20 protein-coding genes are annotated in these 20,137 nt (G+C 32.0%); 11 read left to right on the forward strand and 9 right to left on the reverse strand.

What is annotated here, in order from left to right; genetic code table 11:
* Positions 1-230: 230 nt before the first annotated feature.
* Positions 231-773 (reverse strand): ClbS/DfsB family four-helix bundle protein, encoded by a 543-nt coding sequence (locus tag ABHQ57_RS14660; RefSeq protein WP_167714159.1) that lies wholly within the window; start codon positions 771-773, stop codon positions 231-233.
* A 379-nt stretch (positions 774-1,152) separates the two neighbouring features.
* Between ABHQ57_RS14660 and ABHQ57_RS14665 the strand changes: the two genes are divergently transcribed.
* Positions 1,153-1,533 (forward strand): hypothetical protein, encoded by a 381-nt coding sequence (locus ABHQ57_RS14665; RefSeq protein WP_389864088.1) that lies wholly within the window; start codon positions 1,153-1,155, stop codon positions 1,531-1,533.
* 89 nt (positions 1,534-1,622) lie between these two features.
* On the opposite strand, the gene ABHQ57_RS14670 is transcribed toward ABHQ57_RS14665, so the two are convergent.
* From ABHQ57_RS14670 to ABHQ57_RS14685, 4 genes are all read right to left on the reverse strand, one after another.
* Positions 1,623-2,276: a hypothetical protein gene (locus ABHQ57_RS14670; protein ID WP_389864090.1), complete on the reverse strand. Its 654-nt coding sequence runs from the start codon at positions 2,274-2,276 to the stop codon at positions 1,623-1,625.
* A gap of 19 nt (positions 2,277-2,295) precedes the next feature.
* A complete protein-coding gene (locus ABHQ57_RS14675; RefSeq protein ID WP_389864092.1) occupies positions 2,296-2,520 on the reverse strand; it encodes a hypothetical protein in 225 nt (74 codons plus the stop codon).
* 244 nt (positions 2,521-2,764) lie between these two features.
* Positions 2,765-5,008 (reverse strand): hypothetical protein, encoded by a 2,244-nt coding sequence (locus ABHQ57_RS14680; protein ID WP_389864093.1) that lies wholly within the window; start codon positions 5,006-5,008, stop codon positions 2,765-2,767.
* Between the two features lie 301 nt (positions 5,009-5,309).
* Positions 5,310-5,906, reverse strand: coding sequence for a Crp/Fnr family transcriptional regulator (locus ABHQ57_RS14685; protein WP_389864095.1), 597 nt, complete (start codon positions 5,904-5,906; stop codon positions 5,310-5,312).
* 71 nt (positions 5,907-5,977) lie between these two features.
* Between ABHQ57_RS14685 and ABHQ57_RS14690 the strand changes: the two genes are divergently transcribed.
* On the forward strand, positions 5,978-6,391 hold the full coding sequence (locus ABHQ57_RS14690) for a group III truncated hemoglobin (protein ID WP_389864097.1): 414 nt from the start codon (positions 5,978-5,980) through the stop codon (positions 6,389-6,391).
* Here ABHQ57_RS14690 and ABHQ57_RS14695 read toward each other — a convergent pair.
* Positions 6,381-6,719, reverse strand: coding sequence for a hypothetical protein (locus tag ABHQ57_RS14695; protein ID WP_125345143.1), 339 nt, complete (start codon positions 6,717-6,719; stop codon positions 6,381-6,383). The genes ABHQ57_RS14690 and ABHQ57_RS14695 overlap by 11 nt on opposite strands.
* A gap of 129 nt (positions 6,720-6,848) precedes the next feature.
* Here ABHQ57_RS14695 and ABHQ57_RS14700 point away from each other — a divergent pair, with 129 nt between their 5' ends.
* The 9 genes from ABHQ57_RS14700 to ABHQ57_RS14740 all read left to right on the forward strand — a co-directional run bounded on the left by ABHQ57_RS14700 (position 6,849) and on the right by ABHQ57_RS14740 (position 17,714).
* Positions 6,849-8,867 (forward strand): VWA domain-containing protein, encoded by a 2,019-nt coding sequence (locus ABHQ57_RS14700; RefSeq protein WP_389864099.1) that lies wholly within the window; start codon positions 6,849-6,851, stop codon positions 8,865-8,867.
* Positions 8,867-9,046, forward strand: coding sequence for a CPXCG motif-containing cysteine-rich protein (locus ABHQ57_RS14705; protein ID WP_167714310.1), 180 nt, complete (start codon positions 8,867-8,869; stop codon positions 9,044-9,046). The genes ABHQ57_RS14700 and ABHQ57_RS14705 overlap by 1 nt, the downstream gene beginning before the upstream one ends.
* Before the next feature lie 5 nt (positions 9,047-9,051).
* A complete protein-coding gene (locus tag ABHQ57_RS14710) occupies positions 9,052-9,450 on the forward strand; it encodes an acyl-CoA thioesterase (RefSeq protein ID WP_047790498.1) in 399 nt (132 codons plus the stop codon).
* Between the two features lie 33 nt (positions 9,451-9,483).
* On the forward strand, positions 9,484-9,822 hold the full coding sequence (locus ABHQ57_RS14715; RefSeq protein WP_159494602.1) for a hypothetical protein: 339 nt from the start codon (positions 9,484-9,486) through the stop codon (positions 9,820-9,822).
* A gap of 121 nt (positions 9,823-9,943) precedes the next feature.
* A complete protein-coding gene (locus tag ABHQ57_RS14720; protein WP_167714151.1) occupies positions 9,944-14,254 on the forward strand; it encodes a CusA/CzcA family heavy metal efflux RND transporter in 4,311 nt (1,436 codons plus the stop codon).
* A 10-nt stretch (positions 14,255-14,264) separates the two neighbouring features.
* Positions 14,265-15,458 carry an efflux RND transporter periplasmic adaptor subunit gene (locus tag ABHQ57_RS14725; RefSeq protein ID WP_167714150.1) on the forward strand — a complete coding sequence of 398 codons (1,194 nt, stop codon included), beginning with the start codon at positions 14,265-14,267 and terminating at the stop codon, positions 15,456-15,458.
* Positions 15,459-15,545: 87 nt separating this feature from the next.
* Positions 15,546-16,448: a cation diffusion facilitator family transporter gene (locus tag ABHQ57_RS14730; protein WP_167714149.1), complete on the forward strand. Its 903-nt coding sequence runs from the start codon at positions 15,546-15,548 to the stop codon at positions 16,446-16,448.
* Between the two features lie 36 nt (positions 16,449-16,484).
* The gene (locus tag ABHQ57_RS14735; RefSeq protein ID WP_047790493.1) at positions 16,485-17,315 is read left to right on the forward strand and encodes a prohibitin family protein; all 831 of its coding nucleotides are present in this window, start codon (positions 16,485-16,487) and stop codon (positions 17,313-17,315) included.
* A 6-nt stretch (positions 17,316-17,321) separates the two neighbouring features.
* Entirely contained in the window at positions 17,322-17,714 is a 393-nt protein-coding gene (locus ABHQ57_RS14740) for a GNAT family N-acetyltransferase (RefSeq protein WP_231128428.1), read from the forward strand.
* 384 nt (positions 17,715-18,098) lie between these two features.
* Here the strand turns inward: ABHQ57_RS14740 and ABHQ57_RS14745 are convergent, their stop codons facing one another.
* The 3 genes from ABHQ57_RS14745 to ABHQ57_RS14755 all read right to left on the reverse strand — a co-directional run bounded on the left by ABHQ57_RS14745 (position 18,099) and on the right by ABHQ57_RS14755 (position 20,054).
* Complete coding sequence (locus ABHQ57_RS14745; protein WP_167714148.1) at positions 18,099-18,596, reverse strand: hypothetical protein; 498 nt, start codon at positions 18,594-18,596, stop codon at positions 18,099-18,101.
* A 145-nt stretch (positions 18,597-18,741) separates the two neighbouring features.
* Positions 18,742-19,392 carry a hypothetical protein gene (locus ABHQ57_RS14750; protein WP_167714147.1) on the reverse strand — a complete coding sequence of 217 codons (651 nt, stop codon included), beginning with the start codon at positions 19,390-19,392 and terminating at the stop codon, positions 18,742-18,744.
* Between the two features lie 137 nt (positions 19,393-19,529).
* Positions 19,530-20,054 carry a hypothetical protein gene (locus ABHQ57_RS14755; protein ID WP_167714146.1) on the reverse strand — a complete coding sequence of 175 codons (525 nt, stop codon included), beginning with the start codon at positions 20,052-20,054 and terminating at the stop codon, positions 19,530-19,532.
* Between the last annotated feature and the right edge of the window lie 83 nt (positions 20,055-20,137).

Here is a 20,137-nt window from a genome sequence, read left to right on the forward strand (position 1 = left end):
CCACAGGTGGGAGAGTAGGTCGTTGCCTTTCTTTATCAAACCTCAATCTTTTAAAGATTGAGGTTTTTTTTGATCTTTATTTTCGAGGGTATTATTGTAGTAAAAGCACGTTATACTGAATCAACTCACCTTATTGAATCTTCACTAAAGAAGATGTCACTATAGAAATGCCTACCGCGTAGTTTTTAATCCTTTTCTTGTTATTTTTATAATTATAAAAGAAGTAATTTTTAATTGCAGTTATGTATTATTATGAGTTTGTATTTTTTCTTCATTCTGTTTTTCCATTTTCGAACTCTGATTCTTGCGTTTTTGTATGGTGATGAAGTGTTTAATTGTATCATTTTTCCTTTAGTCCACTTTTCGTACCAAGGTTTTTCATACAAATCTGCGTTGTCATTCGTTTTAATTAACTCTAATATTTTTCCTACATTTCTGTCCAATTCGGTTAGAATTGTTTTGTAATCAAAATTTTCGTAATCAGAATAAAATTTTTGAGCAAGTTTCCCTAATTCATTCCACTTAAATCCTGTTTCTGGAAATTCCACAATTTGTCCTTTATCTTTTCGGTGATTCCATTTCAGGACGAGTTCAGACCAACCAACAAGATAAGCAACCAAATCTGACACACTCATTTTAGTTTTTTTTGCATGTCCTTCGAGTTCTTTTTCTTTGGTCAGTTCCGTTGGAATACTTTCTAAGTCCTTTTTCAGTTTGGAATAGTTATTCTCAATTTCAAAAATCAATTCTTCTTTATTTTTTGGAACTGCCATTTCTTTGTTTTTTGTTCATATGAAGCATAACGAACTCTGATATGAATAACATGGTTTAATACTTAACTTTTCAGTTTTTGCATCCACCTTTTTTTATACGTTTTCAAATGTATTAAAACTAATACGTTATTTAAAGTAAAGTTATTAATGAGTAATCGGTATTTGTTAATTAATTATGTAACTCCAATAAACTTACTACAATATGTATATAAAATATTACGGAGTTTTATAAATCTATCAATTTTATTATTTATGACACACCTTATTGGATAGTCACCATAAGTGAGCTTCGCTGAGTTTTCCTCAACGCAACGAAACCATAAGCGAGCTTCGCTGAGCTTTTCTCAACACAACGGAACAATCAGCGACCCATACCGTGGTGTTAACGGAGCATGCCGTAGTATCAGCGACCCATGCCGTGATGTTAACGGAACATGCCGTAGTATCAGCGACCTATGCCGTGATGTTAACGGAGCACGCCGTAATATCAGCGACCCGTGCCGTGGTGTCAACGGAGCATGCCGTGATATCAGCGACCCGTGCCGTGGTGTTAACGGAGCGTTCCGTAGTATCAGCGACCCGTGCCGTGGAGTTAACGGAGCATGCCGTAATATCAGCGACCCATGCCGTGGTGTTAACGGAGTATGCCGTGATGTTAACGGAGCATGCCGTGATATCAGCGACCCGTGCCGTGGTGTTAACGGAGCATACCTTAGTATCAGCGACCCATGCCGCAATATTAGCGGGGAGTATTCAATAAAGTGTGTAGAGAACTTTATAAACGAATTGTAGTTAAGGATAGGAGTAAAAAGTGGTTTACCGCATGATATGAACTATAAAACTTGTTTTTTACCTCAGTTCTTTGTTAGGCACAGGCTTTTTTAGTACGCTTTCAATATCGATTATTTCAACACTCGAAATTTCAAAAATTTCTTTTAAGGTTTTTATTTCTGTCCGGTTTATTTCTTTAAGATATTCTGCCAGTTTATATTGTATTCCACCGCTTTTAGATAAGACCTTTTCCCAGTTTGCTTGTCCATTCAAATATTTAAAAACACTTTCTGCACTTACAACATAAAGTTCTTTCTTTTTGTAAGTATTCAATATTGTAAGATTTACAAAATCGGCAAAAACGTGTCGTTTTCTCATATCATTTTTAGCTCCTCCAACTTGCCATTTTGAGAATTTAAATTCGGCAATTCTTTTGTCTGTTTCTAAATCAAATCCATCTCCTTCTGCTCCTGCAGTAAGTGATAAATTAGTTACAATTTCATTTTCGGTTAGAATTCTTGGTAATGAATTAATAATACCAACTGCGTGTACAATTTCATTAATCTGTGCACTTGCTTTTTTAACTATTAAAGCTGCATTAAATAATTCATTATTAACATCAATATTCAATTTGGTTTTACCAATCATATTGATTTTTAATTCAGACAGTTTTGCTTTTAAAGAATCTCCTTTAAAGTCAAGAATTATATCTAATGCTTTTTCTGTATTCAAATTCTCCTAAACTAATGTTTTATTTATCAATCTTTTGGCTGACATGTAGAAGCAATTGATGAGTATCTCTTTGTTGAGATAAAACTTGTCCTAAACCATTATTTGCTACATCATGCAAAGCAGAAAGGTAAATAGATTGTATATATGTTAGATATAATTGCGGTTCTTTATTCCAATCAACACCAAATTTGTTTTTAAATTTAATATTGTTCTTTTCAAATGTTCTATCAAAATTTGTTGGCATAATTGTGTTTTTTAAAGTTCGTGTCTTTTTTTAGCTTGTTGCCAACGGTTAGTATATGGCAAGTAGGGAATTAGAAAGCGATAAACTTTCAAGTTTGCACTGAGCCAAAGCGTTGTATTTTGTTTTTAACTTATTCATTTTAAAAGCCAAATCAACGATTTGGCGGTGTTTGTAAATAGCACTACTTTCATAAACTACTGAACGCCCTATTTGCTATATACAGTGTCGTACAACGTTTTCAAGTTCAATATCTGTTGTCAAAATGTTTAATGAAGTGAACTTCTTCTTCTCCGAACTCAAATTCAGTAAATTCAAGTTTCTTAGTTGAGTAAACTAGAATTTTATTGCACATTTCATTAAGATAGATAAGTCCATCTCTCCCTACAGAAATTCCTACTATGTCACGACATTCACTGTCATGACGATCTCTTGTTATAGTTTTTGATTCTATTATTTTAAAGTTTTTTGTTCTAAGATCTTCGAATACACAGTCTTTTCTTTGTAAATCAAGATAGGCACAAAAAAGGTTTAAGTCTTTTTTATTGTCAACATAATCTATAGCGATAGAACTAGACTCCTTTAAGTGATAGATATTTGTAATATTGAACTTATTTTTTTCATCTAATTGAATTAAAACTAGAACTCCAGTTCCCATCATAGACCCTCTAAGTAGAATCAACTCTTCGTTGTTATGACTAATAATTTGAATAGAAATGTTCTGTATATCGAATAAAAAAGATGTTTCTTCAGTTGATTCGGATAATTTTAACCATTCATTAATTTCCTTAGATTCTCTGACACTTTTTCGTATTGATTCGATAGTTATTAAAGAAGTGAACTGAAAATTGCTATCTGTAATATATACTAGAGAACCTTTACTGTTTAAGTAATTTGTTTTTGTTCCGATGAAACTATCCTTATATGGAATCAGATTAAGGTAGAAATCCATACAGTAACTTTTATCAAGAGAGAAATTGTTGAAAACCAGTATTTTTACTCCAATTTGTACTGTTGTTTCAATTTTACCTTCTTCATTTAATTTGCAGAAGATATTATTTAACCTTTCTTTTTCTGAAGCCTTATAAAAATGGTGAGCCAGTAAATCTTGCTCAGGATTCCAATAAAAACAATCACGAGCATTAATTCCTACAATGATCGTTGCATCAATTGTTCTTACTACCTCAATTTTAGATACCCTTAATTGTTTGTCTAGTGGTAATTTTGCATACACCTGTTCTAAATTTTGAGGATTTCTTATGGTAAGTTCATCGCTTGTGCTCACCACTACAAAATTTTTAGGTAAGTTTCTGACTATCGTAGCTCTAGGTTTTTCAACGTACAATTCATTTACATTGAATTCCAAATATCTTTTTAAGGAATTGATGATCCTAGTTAGATTTTCAAATAGATATCTATCAGATTTATAAGTTTTTACCAAGTCTAATTTCAACTTCTTTGAAGTATTTATTTCTCTGATAAAACCAGAAAAATGTCCAGAGAAATATAAATGATGAATAGGACACCAATTCAACAATTTTAAATCCTGTAGAATATCTTTAGGGATTTTATTCAAACAACTATACGCCAATAATCCACTTTGAATAAAACGAAGGTGGTCTAAATTTTCTGGTGACCACGAATCTTTCGTCCAATCATCAACAATTTCTTTTAATTCCGATAAATCAAAAATTGATTGAATAATTTCTTGACTGAAAATAAATTTTTCCCGTTTGTCAACAATAGTGTTATTATATTCCTCAAGGGCTTTGTTAAACATTAAGACTTTGTCAGACTCTATCCAATAGTAGTTTTTATCATAATAATTTTCAATAACTGAATTCAGTTTTCCCTTGTCAATAGATTTATCTTTTGTAAGAATTTCTTTGATGTTGACTAATTCTTTGGTGATAGCATCAATTTCTATTTGTTGAACACTGGTAAAGCTCTCTCCACAAAATAACTTACACCATTCATTTCCAAAAAAATTACTGACAATCAATGAATGATTTTTAAGGATTCTATTAAGCTGTACACTGTCCCATTTAATCAAGTCCTTTCCGACTTTTTTTAGATCAGATTTTAGGGTGTTAAATTTATCTTGTAGTGAAGGAGTGTTTAAAGCAAGACTAGTACACAAATAGAATTTGTCACTTTTTGAATACCAGTTTCCATCTTTAAATTCCTGAATTATCTTATCGAGTTTTCCTGGTGATATTTTTTGATATCTTTTACACTGAAAACAGTCGTATATATCGGTAGATTTTAATGCGAAAATGTCAATTCCTTCTTGTTTACTACCCGCTACACCATAAATTTCACAGTTATCTATTGAATGATTTTCTTGGACAAGCCTGAGACAAAGTCTTTCAAAGTCACTCCATGATAAACTACTTATGGGTAGTTCGTTCACTGTAGTTTCAGCAGGAGGTGAGACTAGTGTTTCAGGACTAGCTAATAAATATGACCTATCATTTAGTTTTTTATTCATTATTACTTTTGGTTCTTTCTCTATATGTTGTACAACTCGTTATATGTTAAACTTTAGTTGTTTTATCCGGAGAATAGTATGGGATATCGTAAAGTTTAGCAATTTTTATATGCTATCAAATATATTAAAACCAGTACTTTACTTAAAATAAAGTTATTAACGAGTTATTGGTATGTGTTAATTAATTATACAATTCCAGCGAACTTACTACAAGGGGTGTAAAAATCTTACGGAATTCCATAAATCAATTAATTTTTATGGTTTGTAATACACTTTATTGAATGGCTTCTGTAGGAAAGCTTTAACGATATACTTTTCGTTTACTAATTTTTACGTCTCCCTTTTTTTCTAAGGATTTAATCACGCGAATAACCGTTTCTACGCGTAAGCCTAAAATATCAGCTATTTGTTGTCGAGTATAGGCTACTTTAAACGAGTACTTTCCTTCAACTTTATATACATCGTCTTTTAAGTAATCAATAAAGCGGAGTACTCTATGGGCAGGCTCTTGGCTCGATATTTCAGAAGCAATAATAGCTTTGTAATACAAGCGTTTTGCTAAACTTTGGGTGATTTTTAAGTGAATTTCAGGGTTATCTTGCAGTAATTTAAACAGATTGCTTTTAGATAAAGCTAGAATCGTACTATCAGAAATAGCCACCGCATTGGCAGGATATTTTACATCGATAAATAAAGGCGGTTCACCAAAGCTTTGGTTTTTATAAAATACCCCTTGAATAAATTCTTTACCATCATCATTAAAATTATTCATTTTAACTACTCCGCTTACTATTTGGTAGTAGTAGTGCGCAGTTTGCTTTTCAGAGAAAATAATTTCGTCTTTTTGAAAACGTTTCGTTTCAGCGGTATATTTTAATAAGAGTTCTTCTGGAATCATTATGATTTAAGTCATAAATTGCAATTGCATAAAGATATACTTTTGTAGCGTATTTCAACAACGATTTGTAAATGGATAAAAGAGACATAGAAAATAGGGAAGATGTGTATAAATTAGTATCAACCTTTTATAATGATAAAATAAGGAAGGATGATTTTATAGGTCCTATATTTTTGAAAACAATTCCAGAAGAAACCTGGGAACCTCATTTACAAAAACTAACCGATTTTTGGGAAACGAATTTGTTTTTTGTTAGAAAGTTTAAAGGAAACCCGATGAAAGCACATAAAGATGTGGATAGAGAGTTCGAATACTCTATCTATCAGGAGCACTTCGGACGCTGGTTGCAATTGTGGTTTGAAACGGTTGATGAACTTTTTGACGGAACAAAAGCGCATGAAGCTAAAGAAAGAGCACGAAACATAGCTTCTATGCTCTTTTTTAGAATGTTTGAAGCTAAACCGAAGCCTACAACTACGACATAAGTAGGTAAAAAATCAACGAAATATTACCGAGTATATTAATAATAAATGCCCATGCAATTATCTTAAAAGGGCGTTGACTTATGGCGGCAGCATTAGCTCCCATAGCCGTTACACAAGCAAAAATTAGGGCAAATAAATTAACATCACCGTTTACGGCTAAAGCAGCTGTTATGGAGGCAATCATAGAGCCTACAGTAATTAATATAATAGATACACCAATGCTATTTCGCTCTCCTTCAGCAATTTTTTTATTGATGTAAGCCGTAATTCCCATGCTATTTGTTTTTTGAAGTGTTTTTTCAGTGGTTAAGTTTTCAGTAGTTACCATAATATAATAGTTTTGATAAAATTATATAACTGATAATTAGTTTTTTATGATTCAAGTCATAAATGAAAAAGGAGAAAACGTGTTTTTATTTGTTAGATATTTTTATCTTCACATATTAAAATAAGCTGAGTGGAGTCAATAATTATAATTTACATTGTATTAACCGTATTAATAAGCGTAGCCATTGCTTTTTTTCAATATTTCTACAAGGTAAATAGAACTCCGAAAGTACACATCTTACTTTTTAGCTTAAAGGCACTAAGTCTTTTTTTAATTGGGTTACTACTCATTAATCCGAAGATAACAACTCTTGAAACAGAGAACATAAAACCTGTATTATCTGTATTGGTAGATAATTCACTATCTACTCAGTTTTTTAAAGAAGAAAAAAAGGTTCAAGAATTAGTATCAAAAGTAGAAAGCAACGAAGAACTTCAAGATAAATTTAACGTACAGTATTTTTCGTTCGGGAATGATATTAAGGTGCTGGATAGTTTATCGTTTGCTGAAACACAAACCAATATTTCAAAAGCAATTGATGCTGTTAATGAGTTGAATAAAGATAAAAATGCAGCTACCATTTTAATAACCGATGGAAATCAAACACAAGGAAACGATTATGAGTTTTCATCAACAAAGCATAAAGTATTTCCTATAGTTATTGGTGATACCATTAAGTATCAAGACATTCAAATTTCGCAGTTAAATGTGAACAAGTATAGCTATGTAAAGAACAAGTTTCCTGTAGAAGCATTGTTGTATTATGAAGGAAAAGAAACGGTAAGCACTACTTTTTCAATCGTAAAAAATGGGAACAGAGTTTTTTCAAAAAGAGTACGTTTTTCACCAGAAAATCCTGTGCAAACTGTTACAGCCAATTTAGTGTCTAATACCAAAGGAGTACACTATTACACAGCGTCGATAAGTAGTATAGCGAATGAAAAAAACACGAAGAACAATTATAAAAGCTTTTCAGTTGAAGTTTTAGATGAGCAAACCAAAGTTTTATTACTAAGTTCTTTTTTACATCCAGATTTAGGAGCACTAAAAAAAGCGATTGAGAGCAATAAACAACGCAAAGTAGACATTGCTTTGATACAAGATAGAAATATAGATTTAGACGCATATCAGTTTTTTGTTTTGTATCAACCAAACAGTTATTTTAAAACCACTTTAGAAAAAATAACCTCTAATTTCTTACTGGTTTCAGGAACTAAAACAGATTGGAACTTTTTGAATAGTCAAGGTTTGGGAGTTCAAAAAAGAGCCATTAATCAAAAAGAAGAATACACTGCTATTTACAATGCAGATTTTCTAACTTTTTACCAAGAGGATATAGGTTTTGGTCAATTTCCACCACTAAAAGATAAGTTTGGAGAAGTACAACTTAAAAAAGAATCTCAAAGCTTGTTGTATCAGAAGTATGCAGGAGTAGAAACCACACAACCATTATTGTCAACCTTCGAAGAGAATGATAAAAAGTATGCAGTACTATTTGGTGAAGGTATTTGGAAATGGAGAGCTGCCAGTTATTTAAAAGAGAAAAATTTTGAAAGTTTTGATACGTTTGTAGGAAATTTGGTTCAGTATTTAGCATCCACTAAAAAGAGGAAACGTTTAGAGGTAAAAGCGCAACGTTTGTATGCAGCCAATGAACCGATAACCATAAGTGCATTTTATGTTGATAAAAACTACCAATTTGATAGCAGAGCGTCTTTAGAGCTAACAGTAACTAATTTAGAAACAAAGGCTAAAAAAAGTATTCCATTTTCGCTATTTAATAACTCATATCAAGTTGCTGTTGAAGGATTAGCTTCAGGAGAATATTCATATACCGTAACTGTAAAGAATCAAAATATAAGTAGCTCAGGTAGGTTTAAAATTGAAGATTATCAGATAGAAGAACAGTTTACCAATGCTAATTTTAAAAAACTGGAACAATTGGCATTAAAAACAGATGGAGCAATTGTTTATGCAGATAAAGTTGACGAATTATTAAAAAAGATACAAGAAGATGCATCTTTTTATACCACTCAAAAGTCTATTACCAAAAAACAAAGTTTAGTTGATTGGAAATGGTTGTTATTATTGATGATAGTTTTATTGTCAATAGAGTGGTTTGTTAGAAAATACTATGGTAAAATATGATGTATGAGCATTTTTTTCAATGTCCGCATTGTTGGGAAGAAATTTCTATGTTGTTGGATGCTAGTACATCTGAAACCTATGTAGAAGATTGTGAGGTATGTTGTAATCCTATACAAATAACTTTTACCTTTGTAAATAACGATTTAATAGCTTTTGAAGCTAAAAATATAGAACAATAAATACGATGAGATTTCACACACGTAAATGGGTAAAACCAGAAGATTTAAATCCTAACGGAACACTTTTTGGAGGACGATTATTACAATGGATTGATGAGGAAGTAGCGTTATACGCTATTATTCAGTTAGAAATTCCTAAAACAGTAACCAAGTTTATGTCTGAAATAAATTTTGTTAGTTCAGCAAAGCAAGGAGACATTGTTGAAATAGGAATTGATGTAGTAAAGTTTGGAACAACATCTATTACCTTAAGCTGTGAGGTTCGTAACAAAATAACTCGAAAAACAATTATCGCAATTGATAAAATTGTTATGGTAAGTTTAGATGAAGAAGGAAGCCCTTTTGCGCATGGTAAAACAAAAATTGAATACGTTAAAGACAGATTGGACAAAGAAGGTTCATAAAATTTTATAATTTTGTAACTCTAAACTAGATTAGTGAAAAAAAGCATCATCATATTATTAACTTTACTGTTAATTGTGCCTCCTTTAGAAGCACATGTAGATGCTATTGTTTTTGAAAGCGAAACTGAGGTTCATGTTGAAAGTTTTAATACTTTGCATCAAGATGAACATCATGAAAATGATACAGAAGAAGAAAAAAACAAAGAACACCACCATCATTGTAACGTAATTACAATTACAGCAGATTTTATTCCGACTGACTATAGTTATAATATTCCTATTTTCTTAGAAGTAAGAAACCGTATTAACTTCTATAGAAACACCTATTATAATTCATACTTATCGGCTATTTTCCAGCCACCTAAGTCTTAATTCTATTTTACTATTACTAACAGCAGTAGCTCTTGTGTAAACAAGAACTACAAACTGTTGTGCCGATTATTTAATAATAACCGGTAGAAATTATGTTACACTAGAATTAAATCAATACAAAATGTTAGATAACATTATCAAATTTTCAATTAAAAATAAATTGATTATTGGAGCATTGGTTGTGGCATTAATAGGCTGGGGAATCTATTCTCTAAAACAATTACCTATTGATGCTGTACCAGATATTACCAATAATCAGGTGCAAATAATAACATCAGCACCTTCACAATCAGCTCAAGATATAGAACGTTTAGTGACGTTTCCTATAGAAATTACCATGTCAAACATTCCAGATATCGAAGAAATACGTTCTTTCTCTCGATTTGGATTAAGTGTCGTTACAATCGTTTTTAAAGAAAGTACCGATATTTATTGGGCGCGTCAACAAATTAGTGAACGGTTGATAGAGGCCAAGAACCAGATTCCTGATGGAGTAGGAACACCTGAAATGGCACCTGTAACCACAGGGTTAGGAGAAATTTATCAATATACATTGTACGCTAAAAAGGGATATGAAAAGCAATACGATGCAATGGAGTTACGCTCTATTCAAGATTGGATAGTTCGTCGTCAACTCTTAGGAATTGAAGGGGTGGCTGATGTAAGTAGCTTTGGAGGCTTTTTAAAGCAATACGAAGTAGCTATTGAGCCAGAACGCTTGCAATCGTTAAATGTTAGTATAAATGAAGTTTTTGAGGCACTGTCTAAGAACAATCAAAATACAGGAGGAGCATATATAGATAAAAATCCCAAAGCGTATTTTATTCGAAGTGAGGGATTGATAAAAACCCCAGAAGACATTCAGAATATTGTCATAAAAAATAATGTAAATGGAACTCCTATACTGATGAAAGATATAGGGAAAGTTCAACTAGGACATGCGGTACGATATGGTGCAATGACAAGAAATACCGACGGAGAAGTGGTAGGTGCGATTGTTATGATGTTAAAAGGAGCCAATTCTTCAAAAGTGATTGAGAATGTAAAAGAAAGAATAGCACAAATAGAAAAAAGTTTGCCAGAAGGAGTTGCCATAAAACCCTTTTTAGATAGAACTAAATTAGTAGATAAAGCCATAAAAACGGTATCAACCAACCTTATTGAAGGGGCTTTAATTGTCATCTTTATTTTGGTGTTGTTGCTAGGAAACTTACGAGCGGGGTTAATTGTAGCGTCGGTTATCCCGTTAGCAATGCTGTTTGCCATTAGTTTAATGAACGTGTTTGGCGTTTCTGGAAACTTAATGAGTTTAGGAGCTATCGATTTTGGTATTATCGTAGATGGTTCGGTAATTATAGTAGAAGCAACACTACATCATTTAGGGTTAAAAAAATCAGGAACCCAATTAACCCAAGATCAAATGGATGATGAAGTGTACGAGTCGGCTTCAAAAATAAGAACAAGTGCAGCATTTGGAGAAATTATCATTCTTATAGTGTACTTACCAATTCTTGCCTTAGTAGGTATTGAAGGAAAAATGTTTAAGCCTATGGCCTTAACCGTAAGTTTTGCAATTTTAGGAGCCTTTTTATTATCACTTACCTATGTACCTATGATGAGTTCGTTGTTTTTAAAGAAAACAATCAACAACAAGAAGAATATTTCAGATAAAATCATCACAGCATTACAAAATGTATATACTCCAATACTCAACTTTGTGTTAACTCATAAAATAAAAGTAGTCATAGGTTCAGTAGCCATTTTTATACTCAGTTTAGTCACTTTTTCTAAAATGGGATCAGAGTTTATACCTTCCTTAGATGAAGGAGATTTGGCTGTGCAAGCTATTGTATCAACAGGAAGTTCACTTTCATATACCATCGATGTTTCCAACCAAGCATCAGCATTATTAATGAAAGAGTTTCCAGACGAAATAGAGCAAATTGTAAGTAGAATAGGTTCTTCTGAAATTCCTACAGACCCAATGCCCATAGAGGCTTCAGACATCATCATTATTTTAAAAGAAAAAGAGGAATGGACAAAAGCTAGCACCAAGAATGAACTCACAGAAAAAATGCAGCAATTGTTAGATGAAAATATGCTAGGTGTTTCTTTCGGTTTTCAACAACCTATTCAAATGCGATTTAATGAGTTGATGACAGGTGCTAGGCAAGATGTTGTACTTAAGATTTATGGAGAAGATTTAGACAAATTGGTAAAATATGCCAATCAGTTAAGTAGAATTATTCCAGATGTAGCAGGAGCCGAAGATGTGTATGTTGAAAAAATGACGGGATTACAGCAAATTGTAATTGAGTATAACAGAAGTCAGTTAGCCTATTACGGACTCAATATTGAAGACGTAAACACTACTGTTAATGCAGCCTTTGCAGGTCAAAGTGCAGGATCAGTATATGAAGGTGAAAAACGTTACGATTTGGTAGTGCGTTTAGCAAAAAATAGAAGAGCTAGTATTGAAGATATTCGTAAACTATACATTACAACTGCAACCGGGGCACAAATTCCGTTAACAGCAGTAGCGTCTGTAGATTTTAAAACGGGTCCAAATCAAATTCAAAGAGATGATGCCAAACGTAGAATAACGGTTGGTTTTAATGTAAGAGAACGCGATGTAGCGAGTATAGTTAAAGAACTAAAAGGTAAGGTCTCAGATGAAATAACATTCGATCCAGGATACTATATTACCTATGGCGGAACGTTTAAAAACTTAGAAGAAGCTCGTGCCAGATTAGGCGTTGCAGTACCAGTAGCGTTATTACTCATCTTTTTGTTACTGTATTTTACGTTTAAATCAATTAAACAAAGTGTATTGATATTTACTGCCATACCGATGTCTGCTATTGGTGGAATTTTTGCGTTGTGGTTACGAGGAATGCCTTTTTCAATTTCAGCAGGAGTAGGTTTTATAGCCTTATTTGGTGTAGCGGTGTTAAACGGAATCGTTTTAATTGCTGAGTTTAATCGTTTAAAAACCATTGGAATATCAGACCTTACAGAGATTGTAAAAAAAGGAATGTCAGTGCGTTTACGTCCTGTAATTATGACCGCAGCTGTGGCTTCGTTAGGGTTTTTACCTATGGCATTATCATCCTCAGCGGGAGCAGAGGTACAAAAGCCTTTGGCTACTGTGGTAATAGGAGGATTGGTGTCTGCAACTTTGCTAACCTTACTTATTTTACCTGTGTTGTATATGCTTTTTGAAAAGAAAGTCAACTTAAAAGCGAAAAAGAGTATAGTAATTGTAGTAGTATTTGCAATTGGAGTTTTTGGAGTTCAAGCACAAGAAGTGCCTCAAAAGTTAACAGAACAACAAGTTATTGATTTGGCGTTGCAAAAATCGGTGTTGATGAAAAAGTCAACCTTAGCGATTGAAAAATCGAAAGCAGGTATAAGTAAAGCGATTGAATTGAACCCGACAACAGTTCAATATCAAGATGTTGGTGTGGCCAATGGTATAGCGGAAAAAGAATGGTCTGTGAATCAGAATTTCGGTTCTATTTTAACGCATATTCAAAAAAAGAAGTTGGCTAAAGAGAAAAATAATTTAGCAACGATTAATAATAACATAGCAAAGAAAGAAACAGTAAGAAAGGCTAGAAGGTTATATCAGCAATGGAATTACTTATATGGATTGTTATCGCTAATGGAAGAGCAACAGCTTAGTAGCAATCAAATAAAAGAAATAGCGAGTAAGTTGCATGCCTCTGGAGAAATAGGAGGGTTAGAAAACGATTTAACCTCTTTACAATCGTTAGGAGTACAGTCACAAAAAAACAAAACATATAAAAACTTTATTCAAGTAGAGAATGAACTAAAGCAGTTATTACAAATTGATTATTTGATACAACCGTTTGAAAAACTACCTCAAAAAAAGGACTTTTTAATTCAAAAAGACTCGTTGTCAAAAGACTTTATCAAAAGTTTAGAGCAACAAAATAAGGTAGCTGCTAAAGGTGTGTCTGTAGCAAAATCAACTTATTTTCCTGCATTAACAGCTGGTATAATTAATAGAACAACAGGAAAAGAGAACAGCTATACAGGTTTTAATGTAGGAATAAATATTCCGCTTTCTTTCTGGTCTAATAATGCAAAAATAAAAGAGCAAAAAATTATACAAGAAGAAATAGCTTATGAAAATAATAATAGAGCTATGGTAATTCAGAATAATTATAAAAGCTTACAAGAACAGCTTACGTATTTAAATGAAGAGTTAGTAAGTATTCACTCAACAGTTACACAAGCGCAAAAGTTTATAAAAAAGCTAGCACTAGCTTATACAGTAGGAGAGATTGACGCCTACCAATATAATCAGAGTTTTACCGCTTATTTTCAGGTAATGCAAAACTATTTATCACTGGTTAATAATTTTAACCAAACAGTAATAGCCTACGAGTTTTATATAAAAGAATAAAAATATACACATGAAAAAATTAGTAATAATATTAGTAACTATCATTATTGTTGTTAGTTGTAACTCAACAAAAGAAGATCATTCAGATCACGATCATGCAACAGCAGAAAAAACAACACAAAATGTAACGAACGATGAAGATCATAATGAAAATGGAATTCATTTAACTCAACAACAAATTGTAACAGCTAAAATAGAGACAGCTGCAATCGAAAAGAGAAAGATTAGAGAGAAAGTAGCAGTAACCGGAACAATAGAGGTGCCACCACAAAGTAAAGCCACGATATATGCGCCTTTAGAAGCGTTTGTTTATAAAACAGATTTGTTGCCTGGTGATAAGGTGAAAAAAGGACAAACAGTAGCGGTATTACAGCATCCTAACTTTATAGAGTTACAATATGCTTACCTTGAAGCGGTGAATAAATTAAAAGTAACTAAGGCAGATTATGAAAGAAAGAAAATGTTGTTAGAAAATGATATTACCTCAAAAAAATCATTTCAAATAGCAGAAGGAAGTTATCGATCTGCAAAAAGTTTAGCAAATAGCTATGTAGCACAATTAAAAATGGCAGGATTATCACCTACTACAGTTGCAGCTAATGGGATTCAACAATATGTATATGTAAAGGCTCCGATTTCTGGTTACGTTGTGGAGAATAATTTAAACAAAGGAATGTTTTTAGCAGCTAACTCGGAGATGATGGAAATAATAGATAATGATCATATGCATGCGGAGTTAAATGTTTTTGGAACAGACATAACTAAAATAAAGAAGGGAGATGAGTTCGAGTTTCAACCATCTGGAATTGATGTAGTTTATAGAGGGTATATAAAATTGATTAGTCAGAAAGTAAATGATCAAACGAAGACGGTAAATGTGCATGGGCATTTTGAAGATGAGCAAAATCGATTAAAAGCAGGAATGTTTATCAATGCTCAGATTTTGTTAGGAGGAGAGGAAGCGTATGCAGTTCCTGAAGAAGCAGTCATAGAAAATGAAGGAGAGTATTTTGTTTTTATTAAAAAGTCAGCAGATGAATTCGTACCTGTTGAGTTAACTGTAGGGGGGGCGGATAATGGATTTGTAGCAATAAAAACAATTCAAGAAGATAATTACAATGTAACTATTGTAACTAAAGGAGCACACTATTTAAAAGGAAAACTATTACAAATGGCAGGCGGAATGGAAGGTCATGCCCATTAACAAAACAACAAGCGATTATGGATTAAATAATCGCTTGTTTAGTTGTAATGCATCTTTTTTATACATTTAAAGTCAATTTATAAAAACATGGGACACAACCATCACCATCATTCACATGGAAACTCTACAGGGAATATAGCTGTAGCTTTTTTTCTCAACCTCGCTTTTACAATTATTGAATTTATTGGAGGCTTCTATACCAATAGTTTGGCTATTATGTCAGATGCACTGCATGATTTAGGCGATAGCTTAAGTTTAGGGCTATCTTGGTATTTTCAAAAAAAATCGACAAAAAAGGCAAACAAGAAGTATTCTTACGGGTATAAACGATTTTCTCTTTTAGGTGCTATTATCAATTCGATAGTATTAGTAATAGGTTCAGTGTTTATTATTAAAGAAGCAATTCCTCGAATTATCAATCCAGAAAGCGCAGATGCCAAAGGCATGATGTGGTTAGCTGTTTTAGGAATTATAGTTAATGGAGCAGCTGTATTAAAATTAAAAAAAGGAACTTCAATTAACGAACGAGTAGTTTCATTACATTTATTAGAAGATGTGTTAGGCTGGGGAGTAGTATTGATTGCAAGTATTGTAATGCAGTTTTGGGATGTACCAGTATTAGATCCTGTTTTATCTATCGCTATTGCTGGTTTTGTACTGTATAATGTGTATAAAAACATAAAAGAGAGTCTTAGAGTTATATTACAAGGAACTCCTGAAAATATTTCTGTAGAAGAAATTCAACAAAGAATAGTTTCTATGAAAGGTGTAAAGAGCATTCATGATTGTCATTTATGGACTATGGATGGGGAATACAACGTGTTTACAGCCCATTTAGTACTAGAAGAAAAAGAAATGTCTTGGGAAAAAAGCCATGAAATAAAACAAGAAATTAAACAGGTTTTGCATGATGATTTTCATTTAGAACATATTACTCTTGAACTTGAATTTACATCACAAGAATGCGATTATGAAAACTGTGGTTCATAAATTTAATTGTACATTTGAGTATAAAACATATAAAAAATGACAAGAAATCAAGTAGAGTTAAAGTTTCCGAAATTTGGATTGCTAATTCCTGTAGCCATAGTTTTGATAATTTTTATAGCAAAATCTACGGTAACAATAAATTCAGGAGAGGCAGGAGTATTGTATAAAACGTTTGGAGGAGGAGTTGTAACAGATGAGCCACCATTAGGAGAAGGTTTTCATGTAGTTGCTCCTTGGAATAAAGTACATGTATATGAGGTAAGACAGCAAGAGCTTTTTGAAAAAATGAAAGTATTATCGTCTAATGGATTAGAAATTCAAATAGATGCATCCGCTTGGTACCAACCAGTTTATAAAGATTTAGGAAACTTACATCAAACACTAGGTGAAAATTATTTACAACGTGTAATTCAGCCAGCAATTCGTTCAGCAGCGCGTAGTGTAGTTGGGCGTTATACACCAGAGCAGTTATATTCTAGTAAAAGAGATGCTATTCAAGATGAAATATTTATAGAGACAAAAAAAATATTAGAAAAACAGTATGTTCAGTTAAATGAAATTTTAGTTAGAGATGTAACCTTGCCATCAACTATTAAAGAAGCAATTGAACGAAAATTAAAACAAGAGCAAGAGTCTTTAGAATATGAGTTTAGATTAGTAACAGCTCAAAAAGAAGCAGAAAAGCAAATTATTGAAGCAAAAGGTAAAGCTGACGCCAATAGAATTTTAAGTGCATCGTTAACAGATAAAATTTTACAAGATAAAGGTATTGAAGCTACAAACAGGTTAGCTAATTCTACTAACAGCAAAGTTGTTATTATTGGTTCTGGTAAAAGTGGAATGCCAATTATTTTAGGGAATCAGTAGTTTTTTGTGATTTATAAAAAAGAAAAAAGGATTTTAAAAGTAGGTTCTGGTATAGAGTTAAAAGAGCTTGAGTTGCATGATGCCGCTGATATTTTCAGAATAATTAATAAAGAAAGAACCTACTTAGGTAAATGGCTGCCATTTGTAGCCTACACGAAAGAATTAAAGGATACCGAAAGCTTTGTAAACTCGGTCGTTAATGTTCCTGAAGAAAAGTTAGAATATACTTTTACAATTAGAAAACAAGACGAGTTTATAGGGCTGATTGGTCTAAAAGATACAGACATTCTTAATAAAAAAACAGAAATAGGTTATTGGCTTTCTGAAAAGGAACAAGGTAAAGGTATTATGACAAAATCAGTAAATGAGTTATGCAATTTTGCCTTTACGAAATTATAAATAAATAGAATTCAAATAAAATGTGCTGTAGGAAATACGCCTAGTAAAAACATACCTAAGCGGTTAGGCTTTAAATTGGAAGGAGTTGAAAGAGATGGAGAGCTACTAACAGGAAATGTTTTTACAGACTTAGAGGTGTATAGCAAATTAAAGAACGATGGGTGAACTAAATTATACTAAGTTATTAGTGATATTTCTATCTATTATTTTTTAGGTGAAAACTTGCTTTAATAGCGGTGTGCAATAACTTGTTAAAACAAGCTTTTGCTATTGTGAAAAGTGATTTATAGTGTGGTAGGTACAAACTATAAAAGTACTTTGGTTTAAAAAAGTATAAAATTTACTTGTTTTTTTACCTCAGTTTTTTGTTGTAAAACGTATTTTTTAATCAGGAATATGATAAGATATTAATCCTTTATTATTTTTCACAGCGACGAGTCCAAGTCCTTTTTGGTAATATCTTATATCAGACATTCCGTTCGAATAATTCATTTCGATTACTAATAAATCTTTAAGTTTTCCTTTCGGTGTTTTTAGTTTTGCTCCAACTTTTTTAATTGTTCCGTTGCCAATTGTTTGTCCAACTTTTGGGTTTACTCCGAAAAATACTTGATGTTTTTTCTTAACATCATTCCAATGATATACAGTATCGTTACTAATTCGGATTTTCATCTCCATTAAGTTATTTTTAAATTTTTGAGAATACAAATAATATTTTTTTCCACCTAGTTCTGTTGAGTCTGTAAAAGATTCCACGTATTTATCTTTATACCAAGTCAGTTTTTTTTCTTTTCCAATTTCAATCGGAAAATAACTCTCTGAATTTTGCCCAATTAAAATCAGGGGGAAAAATATTAATGTCAATAATACTGTTCTTTTCATATGTTTTATAACGTGTTTGTATAAGATTAGCTACGTGTTTTAAGCACTAAAGTTAGCAAATAAATCACAAATAGAAAGACCGCGAGGATTTTCGTAAGTAAGCTAGAGCTAGCAATGAATTATACAAATTGTTGTAAAACGTTTTTTAATAATTATCCACATCAATAGCATTTAAATTTTCTTTAGGAAAGCCATATTCTTTAATCAAGGTTTCTTCGTCAAATGAGAGGTCATTTGGATTTATAATTTCAAATAATAACTCGTCAATTTTTACTGCTTTTTTATATAAATCATTGTTCAATTCAGCTGTTAGGGTAATTGCAGAGCGAAACCCTAAACTACTTGCTTCTAAAACTACACTATTGTGTCTAAGAACATTATCAATTTCAATTCTATATTTCATCAGATGATTGTAGAATGTATAAACATCTCTTGGTTCGTTAAAAGGATCCGACTCGGATGATTTTTCTTTTTCAATCAATTCTTGAACTCTCGGATATTTTGTTGATTCTCTTTTGAGAATGAAATCTCCACGCAAAAAAGGTGTTATTTCGCTTTTGGTCAATTCATCTTCTTTAGCTCTTTTCTTACCGCTGAGCATCGTCCATAAACTATTTTTCTGTTTTTTCGTTCTAGTAAGGCCAAATGCTTTTAGTAAGGCATTCAGTCTCCTGAAACGAATCAATCTCGGTTCATTATATTTCAGAGAACTTTCATTCCATTCATTTGAATTAGGAACCATTTCTCTAAATTCAAAAGTTTTATACAGTAAATCTTTGACTGTCCAAGTCTTCATTTAAATGTTTTTTACAAAGGTTAGCATATGAAAAGTAGGCGGTTTCCAAGTACTGAGTTTTTGGTTAATAAGGTTTGATACGAGCCAAACCCCTTTATATTATTACTGCTTCGCCTATTTTTTATATACATTGTTATTTACAGTAGTATTTTTAACTTTTCGGCTAATTCGATTTTCCATTTGTCAAGTTCGTTATACTTCTCGTTGTATTCGTCTACAGGAACATCTAATAGTTTGTATAAAGTTTCTGATTTGTCAAACCCTAATTTATCTCCAACCTTTTTAAATCTAATGGTGTCAAGCCCGTTCTCAATGTCGTCATTAAAGTATTGAAACATAATATCTAAAAGAAGTAAATTCCAATTAGTTCCATAATCGTTATATATTTCATCATTTTCTAATTCAAAATGAAAGATTTTTTGAATCGAATCATTGTATCCAAATACTCGGAAAGATTCTCCTTCGTCATAAATTGGAATAATATTTAGTTCATTCAATATTTTATAATTAGAAATTGTTGGAAAGTAGAAATAAGCTCCTTCCACGTTCTCAACACGATATTTTAGTTCATCTATTTTTCCAATATTTTCAATAAAATATTTATTAGCTCCAAACTTTTTTAATTCGGATTTTCTTTTTTCTATTGGAATTAGTTTTTTCATAATTAATGGCAACTTGTTTTACACAAAACTCCAATTCTTTTACCCCAACAAAAACAAGTGATATTATAAATCTTAGCAATTTT

It is taken from the genome of Tenacibaculum sp. ZH5_bin.1 (assembly GCF_042865525.1).
Lineage (GTDB): Bacteria > Bacteroidota > Bacteroidia > Flavobacteriales > Flavobacteriaceae > Polaribacter > Polaribacter mesophilus.